Here is a 17,312-nt window from a genome sequence, read left to right on the forward strand (position 1 = left end):
TCGTCCGGCAGAGGCCGGCCTCTCACATCGCTGGACCGGCCGTCAGCTCGTGCGGCGCAGGACCGCCAGGAACATCGCGTCCGTGCCGTGGCGGTGCGGCCACAGCTGTACCGTCGGGCCCGCCCCCAGCCCCGGCATGCCGGGCGGGAGCAGCGGCCGCGCGTCCACGAAGTCGACCTCGACACCGCTGCGCCGGGCGCCCTCGCTGACCGTCACCTGCGTCTCCACCATGTGCGGAGAACACGTCACGTAGGCCACGACACCACCCGGCCGGACCGCCCGCAGCGCCGCCACCAGCAGCTCCCGCTGCAGACGGGTCAGTGGCGGCAGGTCGGCCGGCTGGCGACGCCAGCGCGACTCCGGCCGGCGCCGCAGCGAGCCCAGGCCGGTGCACGGCGCGTCGACCAGCACCCGGTCGAACGCCTCCTCCGGCAGGTCCGGGTCGCGGCCCACCGACCGGCCGTCCATCGGCAGCACCGTCACCGGCATGCCCTCGGTCGCGATGTCCACCAGCCGGGCCCGGTGCTCGGCCACCTCGACCGCGGTCACCTCCGCGCCGCGGCCCGCCGCGATCGCCCCGATCAGGCCGGTCTTGCCGCCCGGGCCGGCGCACAGGTCGAGCCAGCGGGTGTCCCGCCCCTCGATCGGGGCCGCCAGCAGCGCCGCCGCCACCAGCTGCGAACCCTCGTCCTGGACGTGAGCCCGCCCCTCCCGGATCGCGGCCAGGTCACGCGGCGCGCCGCCGTTCAGATACACCGCGTACGGCGAGAAGGCGCCCGGCACCCCGTCGACCTCGTCGGCCAGGTCGACCGCGTCGGCCCGCCCCGGCCGCGCGCACAGGTGCACCGCCGGCGGCTGGTTGTCCTCGATCAGCAGCCGGGCCGTCTCGTCCAGGTCACCGCCGAGCGCCTCGGCGAACGCCCGGATCACCCACTGCGGGTGGTGATGCACCACGGACAGGTTGGCGATCGGATCCTCCTGGTAGGCCGGCGCCACCCGCTCCAGCCACGCCTCCAGCGGGGTCTCCGACACCGTACGCATCACCGCGTTGGCGAAGCCGGACGCCCCCGGAGCCACCGAACGGACCAGGTCGACCGTCTGGTTCACCGCGGCGTGCGACGGCACCCGGGTGTAGAGCAACTGGTAGACCCCGAGCCGCAGCGCGTCACGGGCCGGCGGGTCGATCCGCGCCACGTCCCGCTCGGCGGCCGCCGCGATGATCAGGTCGAGGGTGCCGACGGCGCGGAGCGTGCCATACGTCAGCTCGGTCGCGAACGCCGCGTCCCGCCCGTGCAGGCCCATCCCGCTGAGAATGTCGGCCAGCACCAGGTTCGCGTAGGCGTCGTCGCGGTACACGGCGGCGACCGCCTCGTAGGCCGCCTGGCGCGCCGGATCCGACGGCGGCCGGCCCGCGCGCGGCGCCCGGCCGCTCCGGTCGTCCCGCGGATGACCCGGGCCGCTCGGCCGGCTCGGCCGTCCGCCGTACGGGCGAGACGCCCTGTGTTCCGTCACGCCTGTGTCCCGCTCTCTGAAATCTCGGAAACCGTGCTCACGCCAGCTTCTCCCCTGCTTCGATCCGCATGCCCCGCGCCCAATCGGTGGCGGACATCGGCTTCTTGCCGGCTGCCCGCACCTCGCCCAGGATCACCGGCGTCGTTGCCGTCCCTGCCAGCACCTGCTTACGCTCCACCAGAAGCTCCCCGGGGCGCAAACCGGCCGGCCCGTTGGCGATCGGCCGCACCGGGCCCAGCTTCAGCCGCTCGTCACGCAGCGTCGTCCACGCCCCCGGTGCCGGGGTGCACGCCCGGATCCGCCGGTCGACCGCGAACGCCGGATCGTCCCACCGGACCCGGGCGTCCTCGGGCGTGAGCTTCGGCGCGAAGGTCACCCCGTCGTGCGGCTGCGGATGCGCCCGCGCGGTGCCCGCCTCGATCGCGTCGAGGACCGCCACCAGCAGGCCCGCCCCGTCCACCGCCAGCCGCTCCAACAGGTGGCCGGACGTGTCGCTGAACCGGATCTGCTCGGTCAGCGTGCCGTAGACCGGGCCGGTGTCCAGCCCCGCCTCCAGCTCGAAGACGCTCGCCCCGGTCACCTCGTCGCCGTGCAGCACCGCATGCTGCACGGGAGCGGCGCCCCGCCAGGCGGGCAGCAGCGAGAAGTGCAGATTCACCCAGCCGTGCTTCGGGATCTCCAGGGCCGATGGGGGGACCAGCGCCCCGTAGGCCACCACGGGCACACAATCCGGCGCCAGCTCCCGCAGCCGCTCCTGGAACTCCGGGTCACGCGGTTTCTCCGGGGTCAGCACCTCGATGCCGCGCTCGTCGGCCCACGCCCCCGCGGGCGAGCGGACCAGACGGCGGCCGCGGCCGGCCGGAGCGTCCGGACGGGTCACCACGGCCACCAGCTCGTGCCCCGAGGCAGCGATCGCGTCGAGGCTCGGCACGGCCACGGCGGGGGTGCCGGCGAAGATCAGGCGCATCCGATCACCGGCCCGAGCTGAAGAGACCCGACCCGAAGACACTCCGGCCGTGCGGGCTCTCCTTGATCGTCGGGGGCTTCGCCGCGTCATACCAGTCCGCGGAGCGGATCTGCCTCATCGCGTCCTTGCGGGACGCGGTGTCCAGCCGGTCCAGGAAGAGCACCCCGTCGAGGTGGTCGGTCTCGTGCTGCACGCAGCGGGCCATCAGCCCGGTGCCGACCAGCTGGACCGGGTCGCCGAACTCGTTGAAGCCGTTGGCCACCACGTTCTGCCGGCGCTTGGTGTCGATGTAGATGCCCGGAATGGAGAGGCAGCCCTCCGGCCCGTCCTGCTCCTCCTCGTCGGGGAAGGACAGCACCGGGTTGACGATGTGCCCGACCACGTCATCCACGTCGAAGGTGAACACGCGGAGACCGACACCGAGCTGCGGGGCGGCCAGGCCGGCGCCGCCCTCGTCCTGCATGGTCTCGATCAGATCCTTCACCAGATTGCGCAATTCCTTGTCGAAATCCACGACGGGGTCGGCCGGCGTGCGCAGCACCGGATCACCGAAGAGACGGATGGGCTGGACGGTCACGCGGTGAGACTCCTGACTCTGGTGGGCAGCACCTGCCCAGTCTACGGAGTGACGCGCGCAACGCCGTGGGTGACAGCCGTCGAGCAGCGCCCTCCCCACTCGCAACATCGACGACCACCACCGACTTCCCGCCGCCCAGCTGCCGCGCCCCGCCATCGCCGCGCCCCCGCGCCGCACCACGCCGTCTCACCGCCGCGCCGCGCCGCCTTCCCGCCGCCCTCGCCGCACCGGCCGCTCCCCCACGCCGCACCGCGCCCTCTCACTGTCGCGCCACCACCCCGCGCCGTCCCACCGCCGCGGCCACCACTCCGCGCCGCCCCACCACTCCGTGTCGGCGATCAGAACAGGTCGGCGGGATCGACCTGGATGCGGACCGGCAGGGCGGCCTTGCGGGCGCTGCGCACCCCGGCCGCCTCGTGCAGGGCGTGCGCCAGGTCGGCGGCCCGCGACCGGGTGACCCGCAGCAGCATCCGTTCCTGCTCGTCGGCGGCCGGGACCGGCCCGAGCACCTCGGCGCCGTCCGGCAGGTGGGCCAGCGACAGCAGCTCGGCCACCGCGGCCGCCTGCCCGGTGACGCTGGCCATCCGCGCCGCCGGCGGGAAGCCCAGGTCACGCCGCTCCGCCAGCTCCCGCGCCGCGAACCAGCCCGGATCCCAGCGCAACAGCGCCTGCACCGGGGCCAGTGAACCGTCGGCCACCACGACCACCCGCCCGCCCTCGTGTGCCGGCCGGGCCAGGGCCGCCGCGTTCAGCCAGCGGCGCATCGTCTCCTCGGCGGCCCGCAGGTCGGCACGGCTCAGCAGCGCCCACGTGTCGAGCAGCAGCACCGCCCCGAACCCGCCCTCGGCCAGCGGCTCGGCCCCCGGCGTGGACACCACGACGGCCGGCTCACCGGGCACGTCGGTCAGCACCTGCTCGCGCCCGGACGTCCGCACCGGGAACCCGGGGAACGCGCGCCCCAGCTCCTCGGCCGTCCGCTTGGCGCCGATCACGGAGGCCCGCAGGCGGCGATCCCGGCAGTTCGGGCACTGGTAATCGGCCGACGCGCGCCCGCACCAGTGACAGACCGGGACGTCGCGCGCACCGTGCAGCCCGAGCGGCCCGGAGCAGTGCGGGCAGCGCGCCGGGGTACGGCACTCGATGCACGCCACCGACGGCAGATAACCGCGGCGGGGCACCTGCACCAGCACCGGGGCCCCGGCCTGAAGCGCCTGCTTGGCTGCCTGCCAGGCGACACTCGGCAGCCGGGCGACGGCCGCACCCGAGTCCCGGGCCATCTGCAGGTCGTCACCGGTCGGCGTGATCGCCGGCGATCGGCCGCGCAGCACGGCACGGTCGGCGACGATCTCCCGCGCCCAGCGGGTTTCGAGCAACAACTGCCCCTCACCGGTACGCGCGAACCCGCCCACCAGCGCCGCACAGTCCGCCAGGCGCGCCCGGGTCAGCAGCACGTCCCGCGCGTGCGGGTACGGCGCCCGCGGCTCGGCGTGCAGATCGTCCCCGTCGTCCCAGATGACGACGAGCCCCACGTCGGGAACCGGCGCCCACATCGCCGCCCGCGTCCCCACCACCACCGGAACCCGCCCCCGCGCCGCCGCCAGGAACCGCCGATAGCGCTCGGACGGCCCCAGCGCCGCGTTGAGCGCGACGTGCAGCCCGTCACCCAGCACGGCGGTCAGCGCCCGGTCGACCCGATCGAGGTCCCGCGCGTCGGCGACGACGATCACCACCCCGCGCCCGCCCCGCACGGTGGCCGCGGCGGCCTCGGCGATCCGCGCCGGCCAGTCCTCCCCCGGCAGCGCCGACCAGACGGCCCGCGCCGGCCGGGCGTCCCGCAGCGCCCGCAGATAGGCGGGCCCGGCCGCGTACGAATCCCACCCACCGGCCGCCGGCTCCCGGATCCGGCCGGTCTCCCACCGCCCCGCACCCAACGGCGAGATCGGTTGCCGCGAGGCTGCGCCCGGCTCCACCGGCCCCTCGGCGGGTGAGGCATCCCCGGCCCCCGACGAGGCCCGCCCCGGTGAGGTCGACTCCGACAAGGCCGACCCCGGCGAGATCGGCTCCGGCGAGTCCAGCACCGACGAGCCCGACTCCAACAAGATCGACTCCGCCGAGTCCAACCCTGACGAGATCGACTCCGCCGAGTCCAGCCCTGACGAGGTCGACTCCGCCGAGTCCGGCTCAGAGGAGGTCGACTCAGAGGAGGTCGACTCCGCCGAGTCCGGCTCAGAGGAGGTCGGCTCAGAGGAGGTCGACTCCGGCGACGGACTCTCCGCCCGGACGGTGTCCGGCGACGGACTCTCCGCCCGGACGGGGTCTGGCGACGGACTCTCCGCCGGGACGGGGTCCGGCGCAGTCGCGGACCTCTCGGTCTGGGACTCGACCCGAGCGTGCCGCGGCGGCACCGCCAGCCGGAGCACATCGGCCAGATTGCCCGCATAACGATCGGCGACAGCGCGGGCCAGGCGCAGGATCTCGGGATCGAGGACGCGCTCGGGCGAGACCACCCTCTCCAGATAGGCCAGTCTGCCGCCGTGGTCGGACGACTCGACACGGGCCAGCAGGAATCCGCCGACCTGCTGGCCGGCGAACCGCACCTTGACCCGCACCCCCGGCTGGGCGGCCTCGTCGTCAGCCGCGGAGACCAGATAGTCGAACGGCCGGTCGAGATGCGCGAGCGGCATGTCCACACACACTCGCGCGACGGGCAGCCGCTCGGCCGGCTCCCGCTCGCTGCGCGTCCCCTTGGTCCCCATCGCCGAACATTCTGCCCGCACCCTCTGACATTTCCGCCCGCCCCGGGCCCGGCCACGCCCCTGGCCGCCCCCGGCACCGGGATCCCGGGCGATCTCCCCCCTCAGTGAGGACAGGGAACGCGATCAATGGGTGAGGCAGGTCACCGTCCGGGCGCGGAGGTCGATCTCGACGATGTCGGGGAAGCGGAGGTCGGCCCAGAAGCGGGCCGGATCGGTCGCCAGCTCGTACCGGCTCGCCATCCACACGGTCGGCGCCAGGCCGTGGGTGCCGATGACCAGGGTCCGGTTCTGTTCGGCGGCGGCGGCCGCGTGGCGTACCACCGCGGCGTCGAACCGCTCGATCACCTGATCGCGCGGCTCCCACCCGTCGGGGCACTCCCCTCGCGCGTAGGCCTGCGCGGCCGAGTGGTAACCCTTCTCGTCGGTGAACCACACGTGCGGCCGATGCACCTCGGCGAGGCCCGCGTCCCGGACCACCCGCTGTGCGCCGGCGATCTCCTGCATGGTCTGCGCGGCCTTCGGCTCGGTGCTGGCCACGTAGTAGGCCGGATGGCAGACGTGCAACCGCATCAGGCGGGCCGCGACCCGGCTCTCCTGTGCCAGCTGCCACTGCTCCGACGGCACGTCCGGATCGACGGCCGGCATCGCATGCCGGACCACGATCACCCGCTCGCCCTGAACACCCGTCATCACGGAAGCGTAAGCGCCTTCACCACCCCTGACTGTCATGCGAACGAACACGCATTTGCGACGCCCGCGGATCATCGGAGGGCCGGCTTCCCCCGCGATCCGGCGGCTCGCCACCGTCAGAGGGCGCAGACACGGCGAGGCGCCCACCCCCAGGGGCGGGCGCCTCGGCGAAACGAACCGTCAGGACGCGGCGTTCTTCAGGTCGGCCGCGCGGTCGGTGCTCTCCCACTTGAGCTCCGGCAGCTCACGGCCGAAGTGGCCGTACGCTGCGGTCTGCTGGTAGATCGGGCGCAGCAGGTCGAGGTCGCGGATGATCGCGGCCGGGCGCAGGTCGAAGACCTCCTTGACGGCCTTCTCGATCCGCTCGACCGGCACGGTCTCGGTGCCGAACGTCTCGACGAACAGGCTGACCGGGTGCGCCTTGCCGATGGCGTAGGCGACCTGGATCTCGCAGCGCTCGGCGAGGCCGGCGGCGACGACGTTCTTGGCGACCCAGCGCGTCGCGTACGCCGCGGAACGGTCGACCTTGGACGGGTCCTTGCCGGAGAAGGCGCCGCCACCGTGACGGGCGTAGCCGCCGTAGGTGTCGACGATGATCTTGCGACCGGTGAGGCCGGCGTCACCCATCGGGCCGCCGATCTCGAAGCGGCCGGTCGGGTTGACCAGCAGCCGGTAGCCCTCGGTGTCGAGGCCGAGGCTCTCCAGCTCGGGCGCGATCACGTGCTCGCGGACGTCCGGGGTGAGCAGCGACTCGAGCGAGATGTCGGCGGCGTGCTGCGACGAGACGACGACGGTGTCGAGGCGGACGGGACGGAACCCGTCGTACTCGATGGTGACCTGGGTCTTGCCGTCGGGGCGCAGGTAGGGGATCGTGCCGTCCTTGCGCGCGGCGGACAGGCGGCGGGCCAGCCGGTGCGCGAGCGCGATCGGCAGCGGCATCAGCTCAGGCGTCTCCGAGCAGGCGAAGCCGAACATCATGCCCTGGTCGCCGGCGCCCTGGCTGTCCAGCGAGTCGCCGGCCTCACCCTCGCGCTGCTCGATGGCGGTGTCGACACCCTGCGCGATGTCCGGCGACTGGGAGCCGATGGAGACGCTCACGCCGCAGGAGGCGCCGTCGAAGCCCTTCTTCGACGAGTCGTAACCGATCTTCAGGATCGTGTCGCGGACGATGCTGGGAATGTCGGCGTAGGCCTGCGTGGTGACCTCACCCGCCACGTGCACCTGGCCGGTGGTGATCAGGGTCTCCACCGCGACGCGGCTACGCGGGTCCTGGGCGAGCAGAGCGTCGAGAATCCCGTCGCTGATCTGGTCAGCGATCTTGTCCGGGTGGCCTTCCGTGACCGACTCGGAGGTGAACAGGCGGCGTGCCACGGTGCTCCTCAGATTTGTCGAATACAACGTAACGCGGAAGTGTAGCCAGAGTCGCCGGGGCTACCGGACCTGGGCTTCCAGGCGAGCGGCGACTTGATCCAAAATCATATCGGCCACATCGTCTTTGGGTAGTTCCCCGTGAGTGGCGGTGAAGCCGTCCGCCCCCAGCAGGGTGACCGTGTTGCGGTCCTGCCCGAACACCAGATCAGGGCCGACCTCATTGACGACGATCAGGTCCGCGCGCTTGCGGGCGAGCTTGCCGCGGGCGTTCTCCAGAGCGTCGTGGGTCTCGGCCGCGAAGGCGACGAGGATCTGGCCGGGGCGCTTGGCGGCGCCCAGTTCGGCGGCGATGTCCGGGTTCGTGACCAGGGTGATCGGGGCGGGCGTACCGTCGTCGGTCTTCTTGATCTTCTGCTCGGCGACCGTCGCCGGCCGGAAGTCGGCCGGCGCCGCCGCCATCACGACGACGTCGGCGGAGGCGGCCGCCTCGACGGTGGCCTTGCGCAGCTCCTCGGTGGTGCCGACCCGCACGATGTCCACCCCGGCGGGGTCGGGCAGCGACACGTTCGCCGAGACGAGGGTCACTCGCGCGCCGCGGGCGGCCGCGACCCGGGCCAGCGCGTAGCCCTGTTTGCCGGAGGACCGGTTGCCCAGGAAACGGACCGGATCGAGCGGCTCCCGCGTGCCGCCCGCGGTGACCACCACATGACGGCCGGCAAGATCAGGATCAAGACCGCGGCGGAGTACGCGCAGAGCCGTCTCGAAGATCGCGGACGGCTCCGGCAGCCGCCCCTTGCCGGTGTCCTTGCCGGTCAGGCGCCCGACCGCGGGCTCGATCACGATCGCCCCGCGGGACCGCAGGGTCGCCACGTTGGCCCGGGTGGCCGCACTTTCCCACATCTCGGTGTGCATGGCCGGCGCGTAGACCACCGGGCACGTGGCGGTGAGCAGCGTGTTGGTGAGCAGGTCGTCGGCGATGCCGTGGGCGGCCTTGGCCAGCAGGTCGGCGGTGGCCGGCGCGACCACGACCAGCTCGGCGGCCCGGCCGATCCGCACGTGCGGCACCTCGTGCACGTCGTCCCAGACGCCGGTGGCGACCGGCCGCCCGGACAGCGCCGCCCAGGTGGGCTCACCGACGAACCGGAGCGCCGCATCGGTCGGGACGACCCGCACGCCGTGGCCGGACTCGGTGAACAGCCGCAGCAGCTCGCACGCCTTGTAGGCGGCGATCCCCCCGCCCACGCCCAGCACGATCTCGGTCACAGCCACCACTTCCTCCCCTGTCCGCCGATCACCCAGCCACCGCGACCCACCGTGACGTGGGGTGTCCGGGGACTCGGCCCCCGGAGCAGAAACGCGGAGTGCCCCCGGTTCGCGCTGTCCGCGAACAGAGGGCACCCGGGCAGTCGACCTTACGGGTTGTCAGTCGCCTCGGCGGTCAGCAGGCCTGCGTTGATCTCGCGCATGGCGATCGAGAGCGGCTTCTCCTGCGGAGTGGTCTCGACCAGCGGGCCGACATACTCCAGGAGGCCCTCACCGAGCTGGCTGTAGTAGGCGTTGACCTGGCGGGCGCGCTTGGCCGCGAAGATCACCAGCGAGTACTTCGACGAGGTCTTGTCGAGCAGCTCGTCGATCGGCGGGTTGGTGATGCCTTCGGGGTTCGCGATGGTTCCCACGTGGTAAATCCTTAATGCTCGTGTGCCAGGTATAACGAACCGAGCAATCCTACCAGCTCATCAGCCGCACGCTCGACGAAGTCGTTCACGACGGTGACGTCGAACTCGGACTCGGCCGCCAGCTCCTCGTCGGCGTGCGCGAGGCGGCGCTTGATCGTCTCCTCGTCGTCGGTCCCCCGGCCGATGAGACGGCGCTGGAGCTCCTCGACGCTCGGTGGGGCCAGGAAGACCAGCTGAGCCTTCGGCATGGCCGCACGGACCTGGCGGGCGCCCTGAAGGTCGATCTTCAGCAAAACGGGCCGGCCCTGATGGAGCCAGCCCTCGACCTGCGCCCGGGGCGTCCCGTAAAGGTTGCCCGCGAACTCCGCCCACTCCAGCAGCTGATTTCCGTCGATCAGTCGCTGGAACTCGGACCTGGTCACGAAGTGATAATGCTCGCCGTCGGTCTCGTAGTCGCGTTTCTTGCGTGTTGTCACCGACACCGAGAGTTTGATCCACGGCGAGCGCAGCCGGATCAGCTCGATCACACTGTCCTTCCCGACCCCCGAGGGGCCGGAAAGAACGGTGAGGCGGGCCTCCGGCTGCGCGTCGTCATCCATGCTCACGGCTCATTCCTACACGAGCCGATGAGTCAGTTCGCAGCGAACTCCCCCAGGAGGGCCTTGCGCTGCTGGTCGCCGAGACCCCGGAGCCGGCGGCTCTCGGCGATCTTCAGCTTCTCCATGATCTGGGTCGCGCGGATCTTGCCGATGCCCGGCAGCGCCTGAAGCACGGCCGAAACCTTCAGCTTGCCGACGACCTCGTCAGCCTCCGCGCGCTCGAGCACGGCGGCGAGGGTGGTCTTGCCGGACTTGAGCTGTTCCTTCAGCTCAGCCCGAGCCTTGCGAACTTCCGCGGCCTTCTCCAGCGCAGCAGCACGCTGTTCGGGGCTCAATGACGGGAGCGGCACCAGTTCTCCTCAGGTCCCTGAGCGGCGGTAGTTCAATACCGGCGCTTCTGTGAAACGTGGTGTGCCATGGAACCGAAGGGGCATATGGTTCCCGGCGCCGGGAAAACTAGCGGTCAAACCGGGTTTCGGCAACGTGGGGGTACCCCCGCGCCGCCTCATCCGGAGCCTGGTAAGCAGGCCGTTTCACCCGAGCGCGGCTCGCACGCCGGCCAGAACGCGGTCCGTCGCGGCCCGCAGATCGGCGATCTCCGGGCCCGCGGCGAGAACCTCGCGTGAGTACGACGGCAACACGTTGTGAAGGCTCTCACCGAAGACGGCTCGCAGGTCATCAGGGGTTCCGCCCTGCGCTCCGAGGCCCGGCGCGAGCAGCGGCCCGTTGATCTTCGAGAGATCGTGACCGGTCTCGCCGATCGTCGCGCCGACCACGAGGCCGAGGCTTCCGAGCGGCTGCACACCCGCGTTGACCTGGGAAATCTCATCGATCACGGTTTGCGCCACAGTTTTTCCACCGGCTCCGACGGCATGCTGGACGGTCGGTCCCTCGGGGTTCGAGGTGAGCGCCAGAACGAAGACGCCACCCCCGTGAGCGGCCGCCGAGTCGAACGCCGGCTGCAGAGAGCCGACTCCGAGATAGGGACTCACGGTAATCGCATCAGCACACAGAGTACTCGCTGGATTCAGGTACGCGTCGGCGTACGCGGCCATCGTCGAGCCGATGTCGCCACGTTTCACGTCGAGCAGGACAAGCGCGCCGGCCTCACGCGACTGTCGGATAGTTGACTCAAGAACCGCGACGCCGCGTGACCCAAATCTCTCAAAAAAAGCTGACTGTGGCTTCAGAACAGCCACCCGATCGGCCAGTGCGTCGACGACCGTACGGGCGAAGCGTTCGAGGCCGGAGATGTCGTCGGGCAGGCCCCAGCGGGCCAGAAGCGAGGCGTGCGGATCGATCCCGACGCACAGCGGACCACGCTCCGCAACCGCCGCGTGCAGTCGTTCGCCGAAGGTTTCCATGAACTTCTCACTCTCCCGTGTCAGGTGGCCGCCACCGCGGCGGCGATTGCGGCGGTAATGCGAGCCACGTCGGCGTCGTCGGTGACGTACGGCGGCATGGTGTAGATCAGGTCCCGGAACGGCCGCAGCCAGACGCCCTCGGCGACCGCCGCGGCGGTCGCCTTGGCCATGTCCACCGGCCGGTCCATCTGGACGACACCGATGGCGCCGAGGACCCGCACGTCAGCGACCCCCGGCGCGTCGCGAAGCGGTTCCAGACCGCGTTCCAGTCCGGATTCGATCTTCGGTACGGCCGACGCCCACCCACCCCCACGCAAGAGGCCGAGAGAGGCCAGGGCGACCGAACAGGCCAGCGGGTTTCCCATGAACGTCGGGCCGTGCGCCAGCCCGCCCCCCTCCCCCGAGGAGATCGCCTCGGCCACCGCCCGCGTGCACAGGGTCGCCGCCAGGGTCAGATATCCGCCGGTCAGGGCCTTGCCCAGGCACAGGATGTCCGGGCTCACCCCGGCGTGGTCGGCGCCGAAGAACCGGCCCGTCCGGCCGAACCCGGTCGCGATCTCGTCGAAGATCAGGAAGATCCCGTGCGCGGCCGTCACCTCGCGGAGCACCCGCAGATATCCCGGATGGTGGAACCGCATCCCGCCCGCGCCCTGCACGACCGGTTCGACGATCACCGCGGCGATCTCGTCCGCGTGACGCTCGATCGTGTCGGTGAGCCGGGCGGCGTAATCTTCGTCCCATTCCGCGGGCGGCGCGTCCGCGAAGACCTGGACCGGGAGCACCCCGGTCCACAGCGAGTGCATGCCGCCGACCGGGTCGCAGACGCTCATCGGGTGAAACGTGTCACCGTGATATCCGCCACGCCAGGTCGCCAGACGTCTCCGGCCGGGCCGCCCGAGCGCCCGCTGCGCCTGCAACGCCATCTTGATCGCCACCTCGACACCGACCGAGCCGGAGTCGCAGAGGAAGACGTGCTCCAGCCCGGCGGGGGTGATCTCCACCAGCTCGGTGGCCAGGCGGATCGCCGGCTCGTGAGTGAGCCCGCCGAACATCACATGGCTCATCCGGCCGGCCTGCTCGGCCAGCGCCGCGTCCAGGACCGGGTGCCGGTATCCGTGGATCGCCGCCCACCAGGACGACATGCCGTCGACCAGTTCCCGGCCGTCGGCCAGGCGCAGCCGCACCCCCGCGGCGCTCTCCACCAGGTAGGGATCGGTGCGGCCGGGCATCGGGCCGTACGGATGCCAGACGTGCGCCCGGTCGAGCGCCAGCAGCGCCGCAGCGCCGCCGTCGCCGTCCGGTCCCGGGAGACCCGGCGCCGAGCCGGTCCCCGCCCCCGCGGAAGCCGGTGCCGGCCCCGCGGCGACGGAGGACGGGCCGAGCGCAACGCGGTCGCGCTCGGCCGCGCTCATCGGGCCGCGGCCGCCCGTGACGGGCGGGCGCCGCGGGCGACCTCCAGAACCAGGTCCGGGCCCTTGTAGATGAACCCGGAGTAGAGCTGCACCAGAGCGGCGCCGGCGTCGAACATCCGGGACGCGTCGTCGGCCGACATGATCCCGCCCACCCCGATGATCGGCAGCCGGCCGCCGCTCTCGGTGTGCACGAACCGGACCACCTCGCGGGCCCGGGCGGTCAGCGGCGCCCCGGAGAGCCCGCCCGCCTCGCTCGCCAGGTGCCGGTCGGCCGCGGCGAGCCCGTCGCGGGACAGCGTCGTGTTGGTCGCGATGATCCCGGCCGCACCGTGGTCCAGGCAGACGTCCAGCAGCTCGGCGATGGCCGGCCGGGTCAGGTCCGGCGCGATCTTGACGAGCACCGGCACCGGCCCGGCCAGCGCCTTGAGCAGCGCCGCGATCGCGTCCTTGTCCTGCAGGGTGCGCAGGCCCGGGGTGTTCGGGGAGGACACGTTGACGGCGATGTAGTCGGCGTACGGGTGCAACAGCCGGTACGACGTGAGGTAGTCCTCGACGGCGTCCTCCAGCGGCGTCACCTTCGACTTGCCGAGCGAGACTCCCAGCGGCACGTCGAGCGGGCCCAGCTCGGCCAGGCGGTCGGCCAGGGCGGCCGCGCCGGCGTTGTTGAAGCCCATCCGGTTGACGATGCCCTCGCTGGCCTTGGCCCGGAACAGGCGCGGCTTGTCGTTGCCCGGCTGCGGTTTCGCGGTGACCGTGCCGACCTCGACGAACCCGAAGCCGAGCGCCGGCCATGCGGGCAGCGCGATCCCGTTCTTGTCGACGCCGGCGGCCAGGCCGACCCGGTTCGGGAAGCGGACGCCGAAGACCTCCACCGGAGCGGAGAAGCCGTACCAGCGGCGCATCGCGGCCAGCGCCGGGGCGGGCAGCTTCGCGAGCCGCTCCAGCGTCCACTCGTGGGCGTGCTCGGCGTCCCCGCCGCCCAGCCGGAACAGAGCCGGCCGGGCGACGCTGGTGAACAGGCTCACCGGGACCTCCTGGTCACGTGCTGCCGATCGGGTCCGGTGCGGCCGGTCATTCCGAGCCTCGCAGCAGCTTGTGCAGCTCCTGGAGCGGCCGGACCGACATGTCGCCGGCACGGAGGGCCTCGATGCCCATCACGGCGGCCGCGGCGCCCGGCACCGTGGTGATGCTCGGGACGTCGGCGGTGACGGCGGCGCTGCGGATCTCGTACCCGTCGAGGCGGGCACTGGCGCCGGAGCCCTGCGGAGTGTTGATGATCAGCGAGATCTCACCGGCCAGGATCAGCTCGACGGCGTTGCGCTCCCCCGGCTTCTCGTAGTGCTTCGGCACGATCTCGCAGTCGATGCCGTACCGTCGCAGCACCTCGCCGGTCCCGGTGGTGGTGACGATGGTGAAGCCCAGGTCGGCGAGCCGCTTCACCGGGAAGATCATCGAGCGCTTGTCCCGGTTGGCGACCGAGACGAAGACCTTGCCCCCGGTCGGCAGCGAGCCGTAGGCGGCGGCCTGCGACTTGGCGAACGCCTGGCCGAAACCGGCGTCGATGCCCATCACCTCGCCGGTCGACTTCATCTCGGGGCTGAGCAGGCTGTCCACGTTCTGCCCGGCCAGCGTGCGGAACCGCTTGAACGGCAGCACCGCCTCCTTGATCGCGATCGGCGCGTTCGCCGGCACGGTCCCGCCGTCGCCCTCGGGCAGCAGCATGCCCTCGGCGCGCAGGTCGGCGATGGTGGCGCCGAGCATGATCCGGGCGGCCGCCTTGGCCAGCGGCACCGCCGTCGCCTTGGAGACGAACGGCACGGTCCGCGAGGCTCGCGGGTTCGCCTCCAGCACGTAGAGGGTCTCGTCCTTGAGCGCGTACTGCACGTTCATCAGGCCGCGCACGCCGATGCCCCGGGCCAGCGCCTCGGTGTAGCGGCGGACCTCGGCGATGTGCGAGGCGGCCAGCGTGATCGGCGGCAGGGAGCAGGCCGAGTCGCCGGAGTGGATGCCGGCCTCCTCGATGTGCTCCATGACGCCACCCAGGTAGACCTCGCCGGTGGCGTCGCAGAGCGCGTCCACGTCGATCTCCACGGCGTCGTCGAGGAACCGGTCGACCAGCACCGGGTGGTCCGGCGAGATCTCGGTGGCCCGCTCGATGTAGCCCTTCAGGGTCGGCTCGTCGTAGACGATCTCCATGCCCCGGCCGCCGAGCACGTAGGAGGGGCGCACCAGGACCGGGTAGCCGATCGTGTCGGCGATCGCCTTGGCCTCGCTGAAGCTGGTGGCGGTGCCGTGGTCGGGCGAGCGCAGCCCGTTCTCGGCGAGCAGCGCGCCGAACAGCCCACGGTCCTCGGCCAGGTCGATCGACTCGGGCGTGGTGCCGACGATCGGGATGCCGGCCGCCTTCAGCCGGTTCGCCAGGCCGAGCGGGGTCTGCCCGCCGAGCTGCACGATCACGCCGATCACGCCGGGCCCACCGGCCGCCTTGCCGGAGCTGTCCTCGGCGTGGAAGACCTCGAGCACGTCCTCGAAGGTGAGCGGCTCGAAGTAGAGCCGGTCGGCGGTGTCGTAGTCGGTCGACACGGTCTCCGGGTTGCAGTTGACCATGACCGTTTCGAAGTCGACACCCCGCAGCGCCTGTACGGCGTGCACGCACGAGTAGTCGAACTCGATGCCCTGCCCGATCCGGTTCGGCCCGGAGCCCAGGATGATCACCTTGGGCCGGTCGCTCGGCACCACCTCGGTCTCCTCGTCGTAGGACGAGTAGTGGTACGGCGTGTTCGCCTGGAACTCGGCCGCGCACGTGTCGACGGTCTTGTAGACCGGGCGGACGCCGAGCCGGTGCCGCAGCGAGCGGACCCCGTCCTCGCCGGCCAGCTCGGGCCGCAGGACCGCCAGCTGACGGTCGGAGAGCCCGGACCGCTTGGCCCGGCGCAGCAGCTCCTCGTCGAGGAACGGGGCGGCCAGGATCTCGGCGCGCAGGTCGACCAGGGCCTGGATCTCGTCGAGGAACCAGGGGTCGATCCGGCCGGACGCGGCATGCACCTGCTCGACGGTGGCGCCCAGCCGCAGCGCCGCCTCGACCGTGTAGAGCCGGCCGTCGTGCGGGACCTTCAGCGCCTCCAGCGCCTCGTCCACGCTCGTGAAGGTCGGCGCCGTCCAGAACCCGGCGGCCTTGGTCTCCATCGAGCGCATGGCCTTGTTGAGCGCCTCGGCGAAGTTGCGGCCCAGGCTCATCGCCTCACCCACCGACTTCATCGTGGTGGTGAGCTCCTTGTCGGCGCCCGGGAACTTCTCGAACGCGAAGCGCGGGATCTTCACGACCACGTAGTCGAGAGCCGGCTCGAAGGCGGCCGGCGTCTTGAGCGTGATGTCGTTGGGGATCTCGTCGAGCGTGTAGCCGATGGCCAGCTTCGCGGCGATCTTGGCGATCGGGAAGCCGGTCGCCTTCGACGCGAGCGCCGACGAGCGGGACACCCGCGGGTTCATCTCGATCACGATCATCCGGCCGTCGTCCGGGTTGATCGCGAACTGGATGTTGCAGCCGCCGGTGTCCACGCCGACCTCACGGAGCACGGCGATGCCCAGGTCACGCAGCTTCTGGTACTCACGGTCGGTGAGCGTCATGGCCGGGGCCACGGTCACGCTGTCACCGGTGTGCACGCCCATCGGGTCGACGTTCTCGATCGAGCAGACCACCACGACGTTGTCGTGCTTGTCGCGCATCAGCTCGAGCTCGTACTCCTTCCAGCCGAGCACGCTCTCCTCGATGAGCACCTCGTGCACCGGCGAGGCGGCCAGGCCGGCGCCGGCGATCTGCTCCAGGTCGTCGCTGGTGTGGGCCATGCCCGAGCCCAGGCCGCCCATGGTGAACGACGGCCGGATGACGACCGGCAGGCCGATCTCGGCGACGGTGGCCCGTACCTCCTCCATGGAATGACAGACCCTGGAGCGCGGCGTCTCGCCACCCGCGAGCGCCACGATGTCCTTGAAGAGCTGCCGGTCCTCGCCCTTGCGGATGGCGTCGACGTTCGCGCCGATCAGCTCGACGCCGTACTTGTCCAGCACGCCGCTCTCGTGCAGGGCGATCGCGGTGTTCAGCGCGGTCTGGCCGCCCAGGGTCGGCAGGATCGCGTCCGGGCGCTCCTTGGCGATGACCAGCTCGACGAACTCGGGGGTGATCGGCTCGACGTAGGTGGCGTCGGCGAACTCCGGGTCGGTCATGATCGTGGCCGGGTTGGAGTTGACCAGCGAGACGCGGATGCCCTCGGCGCGCAGCACCTGGCACGCCTGGGTGCCGGAGTAGTCGAACTCGCAGGCCTGGCCGATGACGATCGGGCCGGACCCGATCACCATGACGTGCTTGAGATCCTCACGTTTCGGCATGT

General features: G+C 71.7%; 14 protein-coding genes. All 14 read right to left on the reverse strand.

Translation table 11 applies throughout. The features are described 5' to 3' along the window. Positions 1-42: 42 nt before the first annotated feature. The 14 genes from BM290_RS13540 to carB all read right to left on the reverse strand — a co-directional run bounded on the left by BM290_RS13540 (position 43) and on the right by carB (position 17,310). Complete coding sequence (locus BM290_RS13540) at positions 43-1,512, reverse strand: RsmB/NOP family class I SAM-dependent RNA methyltransferase (RefSeq protein WP_093613802.1); 1,470 nt, start codon at positions 1,510-1,512, stop codon at positions 43-45. Positions 1,513-1,549: 37 nt separating this feature from the next. Next, on the reverse strand, positions 1,550-2,479 hold the full coding sequence (gene fmt / locus BM290_RS13545) for a methionyl-tRNA formyltransferase (RefSeq protein WP_093613804.1): 930 nt from the start codon (positions 2,477-2,479) through the stop codon (positions 1,550-1,552). Between the two features lie 4 nt (positions 2,480-2,483). Next, positions 2,484-3,056, reverse strand: coding sequence for a peptide deformylase (def, locus tag BM290_RS13550; RefSeq protein WP_093613806.1), 573 nt, complete (start codon positions 3,054-3,056; stop codon positions 2,484-2,486). A gap of 338 nt (positions 3,057-3,394) precedes the next feature. Beyond that, the gene (locus BM290_RS13555) at positions 3,395-5,746 is read right to left on the reverse strand and encodes a primosomal protein N' (RefSeq protein WP_239144076.1); all 2,352 of its coding nucleotides are present in this window, start codon (positions 5,744-5,746) and stop codon (positions 3,395-3,397) included. Positions 5,747-5,935: 189 nt separating this feature from the next. Continuing rightward, positions 5,936-6,502, reverse strand: a complete 567-nt coding sequence (locus tag BM290_RS13560; protein WP_093613810.1) for a histidine phosphatase family protein — start codon at positions 6,500-6,502, stop codon at positions 5,936-5,938. Between the two features lie 180 nt (positions 6,503-6,682). Then, entirely contained in the window at positions 6,683-7,873 is a 1,191-nt protein-coding gene (gene metK, locus BM290_RS13565; RefSeq protein WP_093613812.1) for a methionine adenosyltransferase, read from the reverse strand. A 60-nt stretch (positions 7,874-7,933) separates the two neighbouring features. After that, positions 7,934-9,136, reverse strand: a complete 1,203-nt coding sequence (coaBC, locus tag BM290_RS13570; protein WP_093613814.1) for a bifunctional phosphopantothenoylcysteine decarboxylase/phosphopantothenate--cysteine ligase CoaBC — start codon at positions 9,134-9,136, stop codon at positions 7,934-7,936. 149 nt (positions 9,137-9,285) lie between these two features. After that, the gene (gene rpoZ / locus BM290_RS13575; RefSeq protein ID WP_015623990.1) at positions 9,286-9,549 is read right to left on the reverse strand and encodes a DNA-directed RNA polymerase subunit omega; all 264 of its coding nucleotides are present in this window, start codon (positions 9,547-9,549) and stop codon (positions 9,286-9,288) included. An 11-nt stretch (positions 9,550-9,560) separates the two neighbouring features. Then, positions 9,561-10,148, reverse strand: coding sequence for a guanylate kinase (gene gmk / locus BM290_RS13580; protein ID WP_093613816.1), 588 nt, complete (start codon positions 10,146-10,148; stop codon positions 9,561-9,563). 32 nt (positions 10,149-10,180) lie between these two features. Next, positions 10,181-10,498, reverse strand: coding sequence for an integration host factor, actinobacterial type (gene mihF, locus BM290_RS13585; protein ID WP_093613818.1), 318 nt, complete (start codon positions 10,496-10,498; stop codon positions 10,181-10,183). A 183-nt stretch (positions 10,499-10,681) separates the two neighbouring features. Further along, positions 10,682-11,512, reverse strand: a complete 831-nt coding sequence (gene pyrF / locus BM290_RS13590) for an orotidine-5'-phosphate decarboxylase (RefSeq protein WP_093613820.1) — start codon at positions 11,510-11,512, stop codon at positions 10,682-10,684. Between the two features lie 20 nt (positions 11,513-11,532). Then, positions 11,533-12,924 carry an adenosylmethionine--8-amino-7-oxononanoate transaminase gene (locus BM290_RS13595; RefSeq protein WP_093613822.1) on the reverse strand — a complete coding sequence of 464 codons (1,392 nt, stop codon included), beginning with the start codon at positions 12,922-12,924 and terminating at the stop codon, positions 11,533-11,535. Further along, complete coding sequence (locus tag BM290_RS13600) at positions 12,921-13,949, reverse strand: quinone-dependent dihydroorotate dehydrogenase (RefSeq protein WP_093613824.1); 1,029 nt, start codon at positions 13,947-13,949, stop codon at positions 12,921-12,923. Before BM290_RS13600 ends, BM290_RS13595 begins: the two co-directional genes overlap by 4 nt. A 46-nt stretch (positions 13,950-13,995) precedes the next feature. After that, on the reverse strand, positions 13,996-17,310 hold the full coding sequence (gene carB / locus BM290_RS13605) for a carbamoyl-phosphate synthase large subunit (protein ID WP_093613826.1): 3,315 nt from the start codon (positions 17,308-17,310) through the stop codon (positions 13,996-13,998). Between the last annotated feature and the right edge of the window lie 2 nt (positions 17,311-17,312).

The organism is Actinoplanes philippinensis (assembly GCF_900113015.1).
GTDB lineage: Bacteria > Actinomycetota > Actinomycetes > Mycobacteriales > Micromonosporaceae > Actinoplanes > Actinoplanes philippinensis.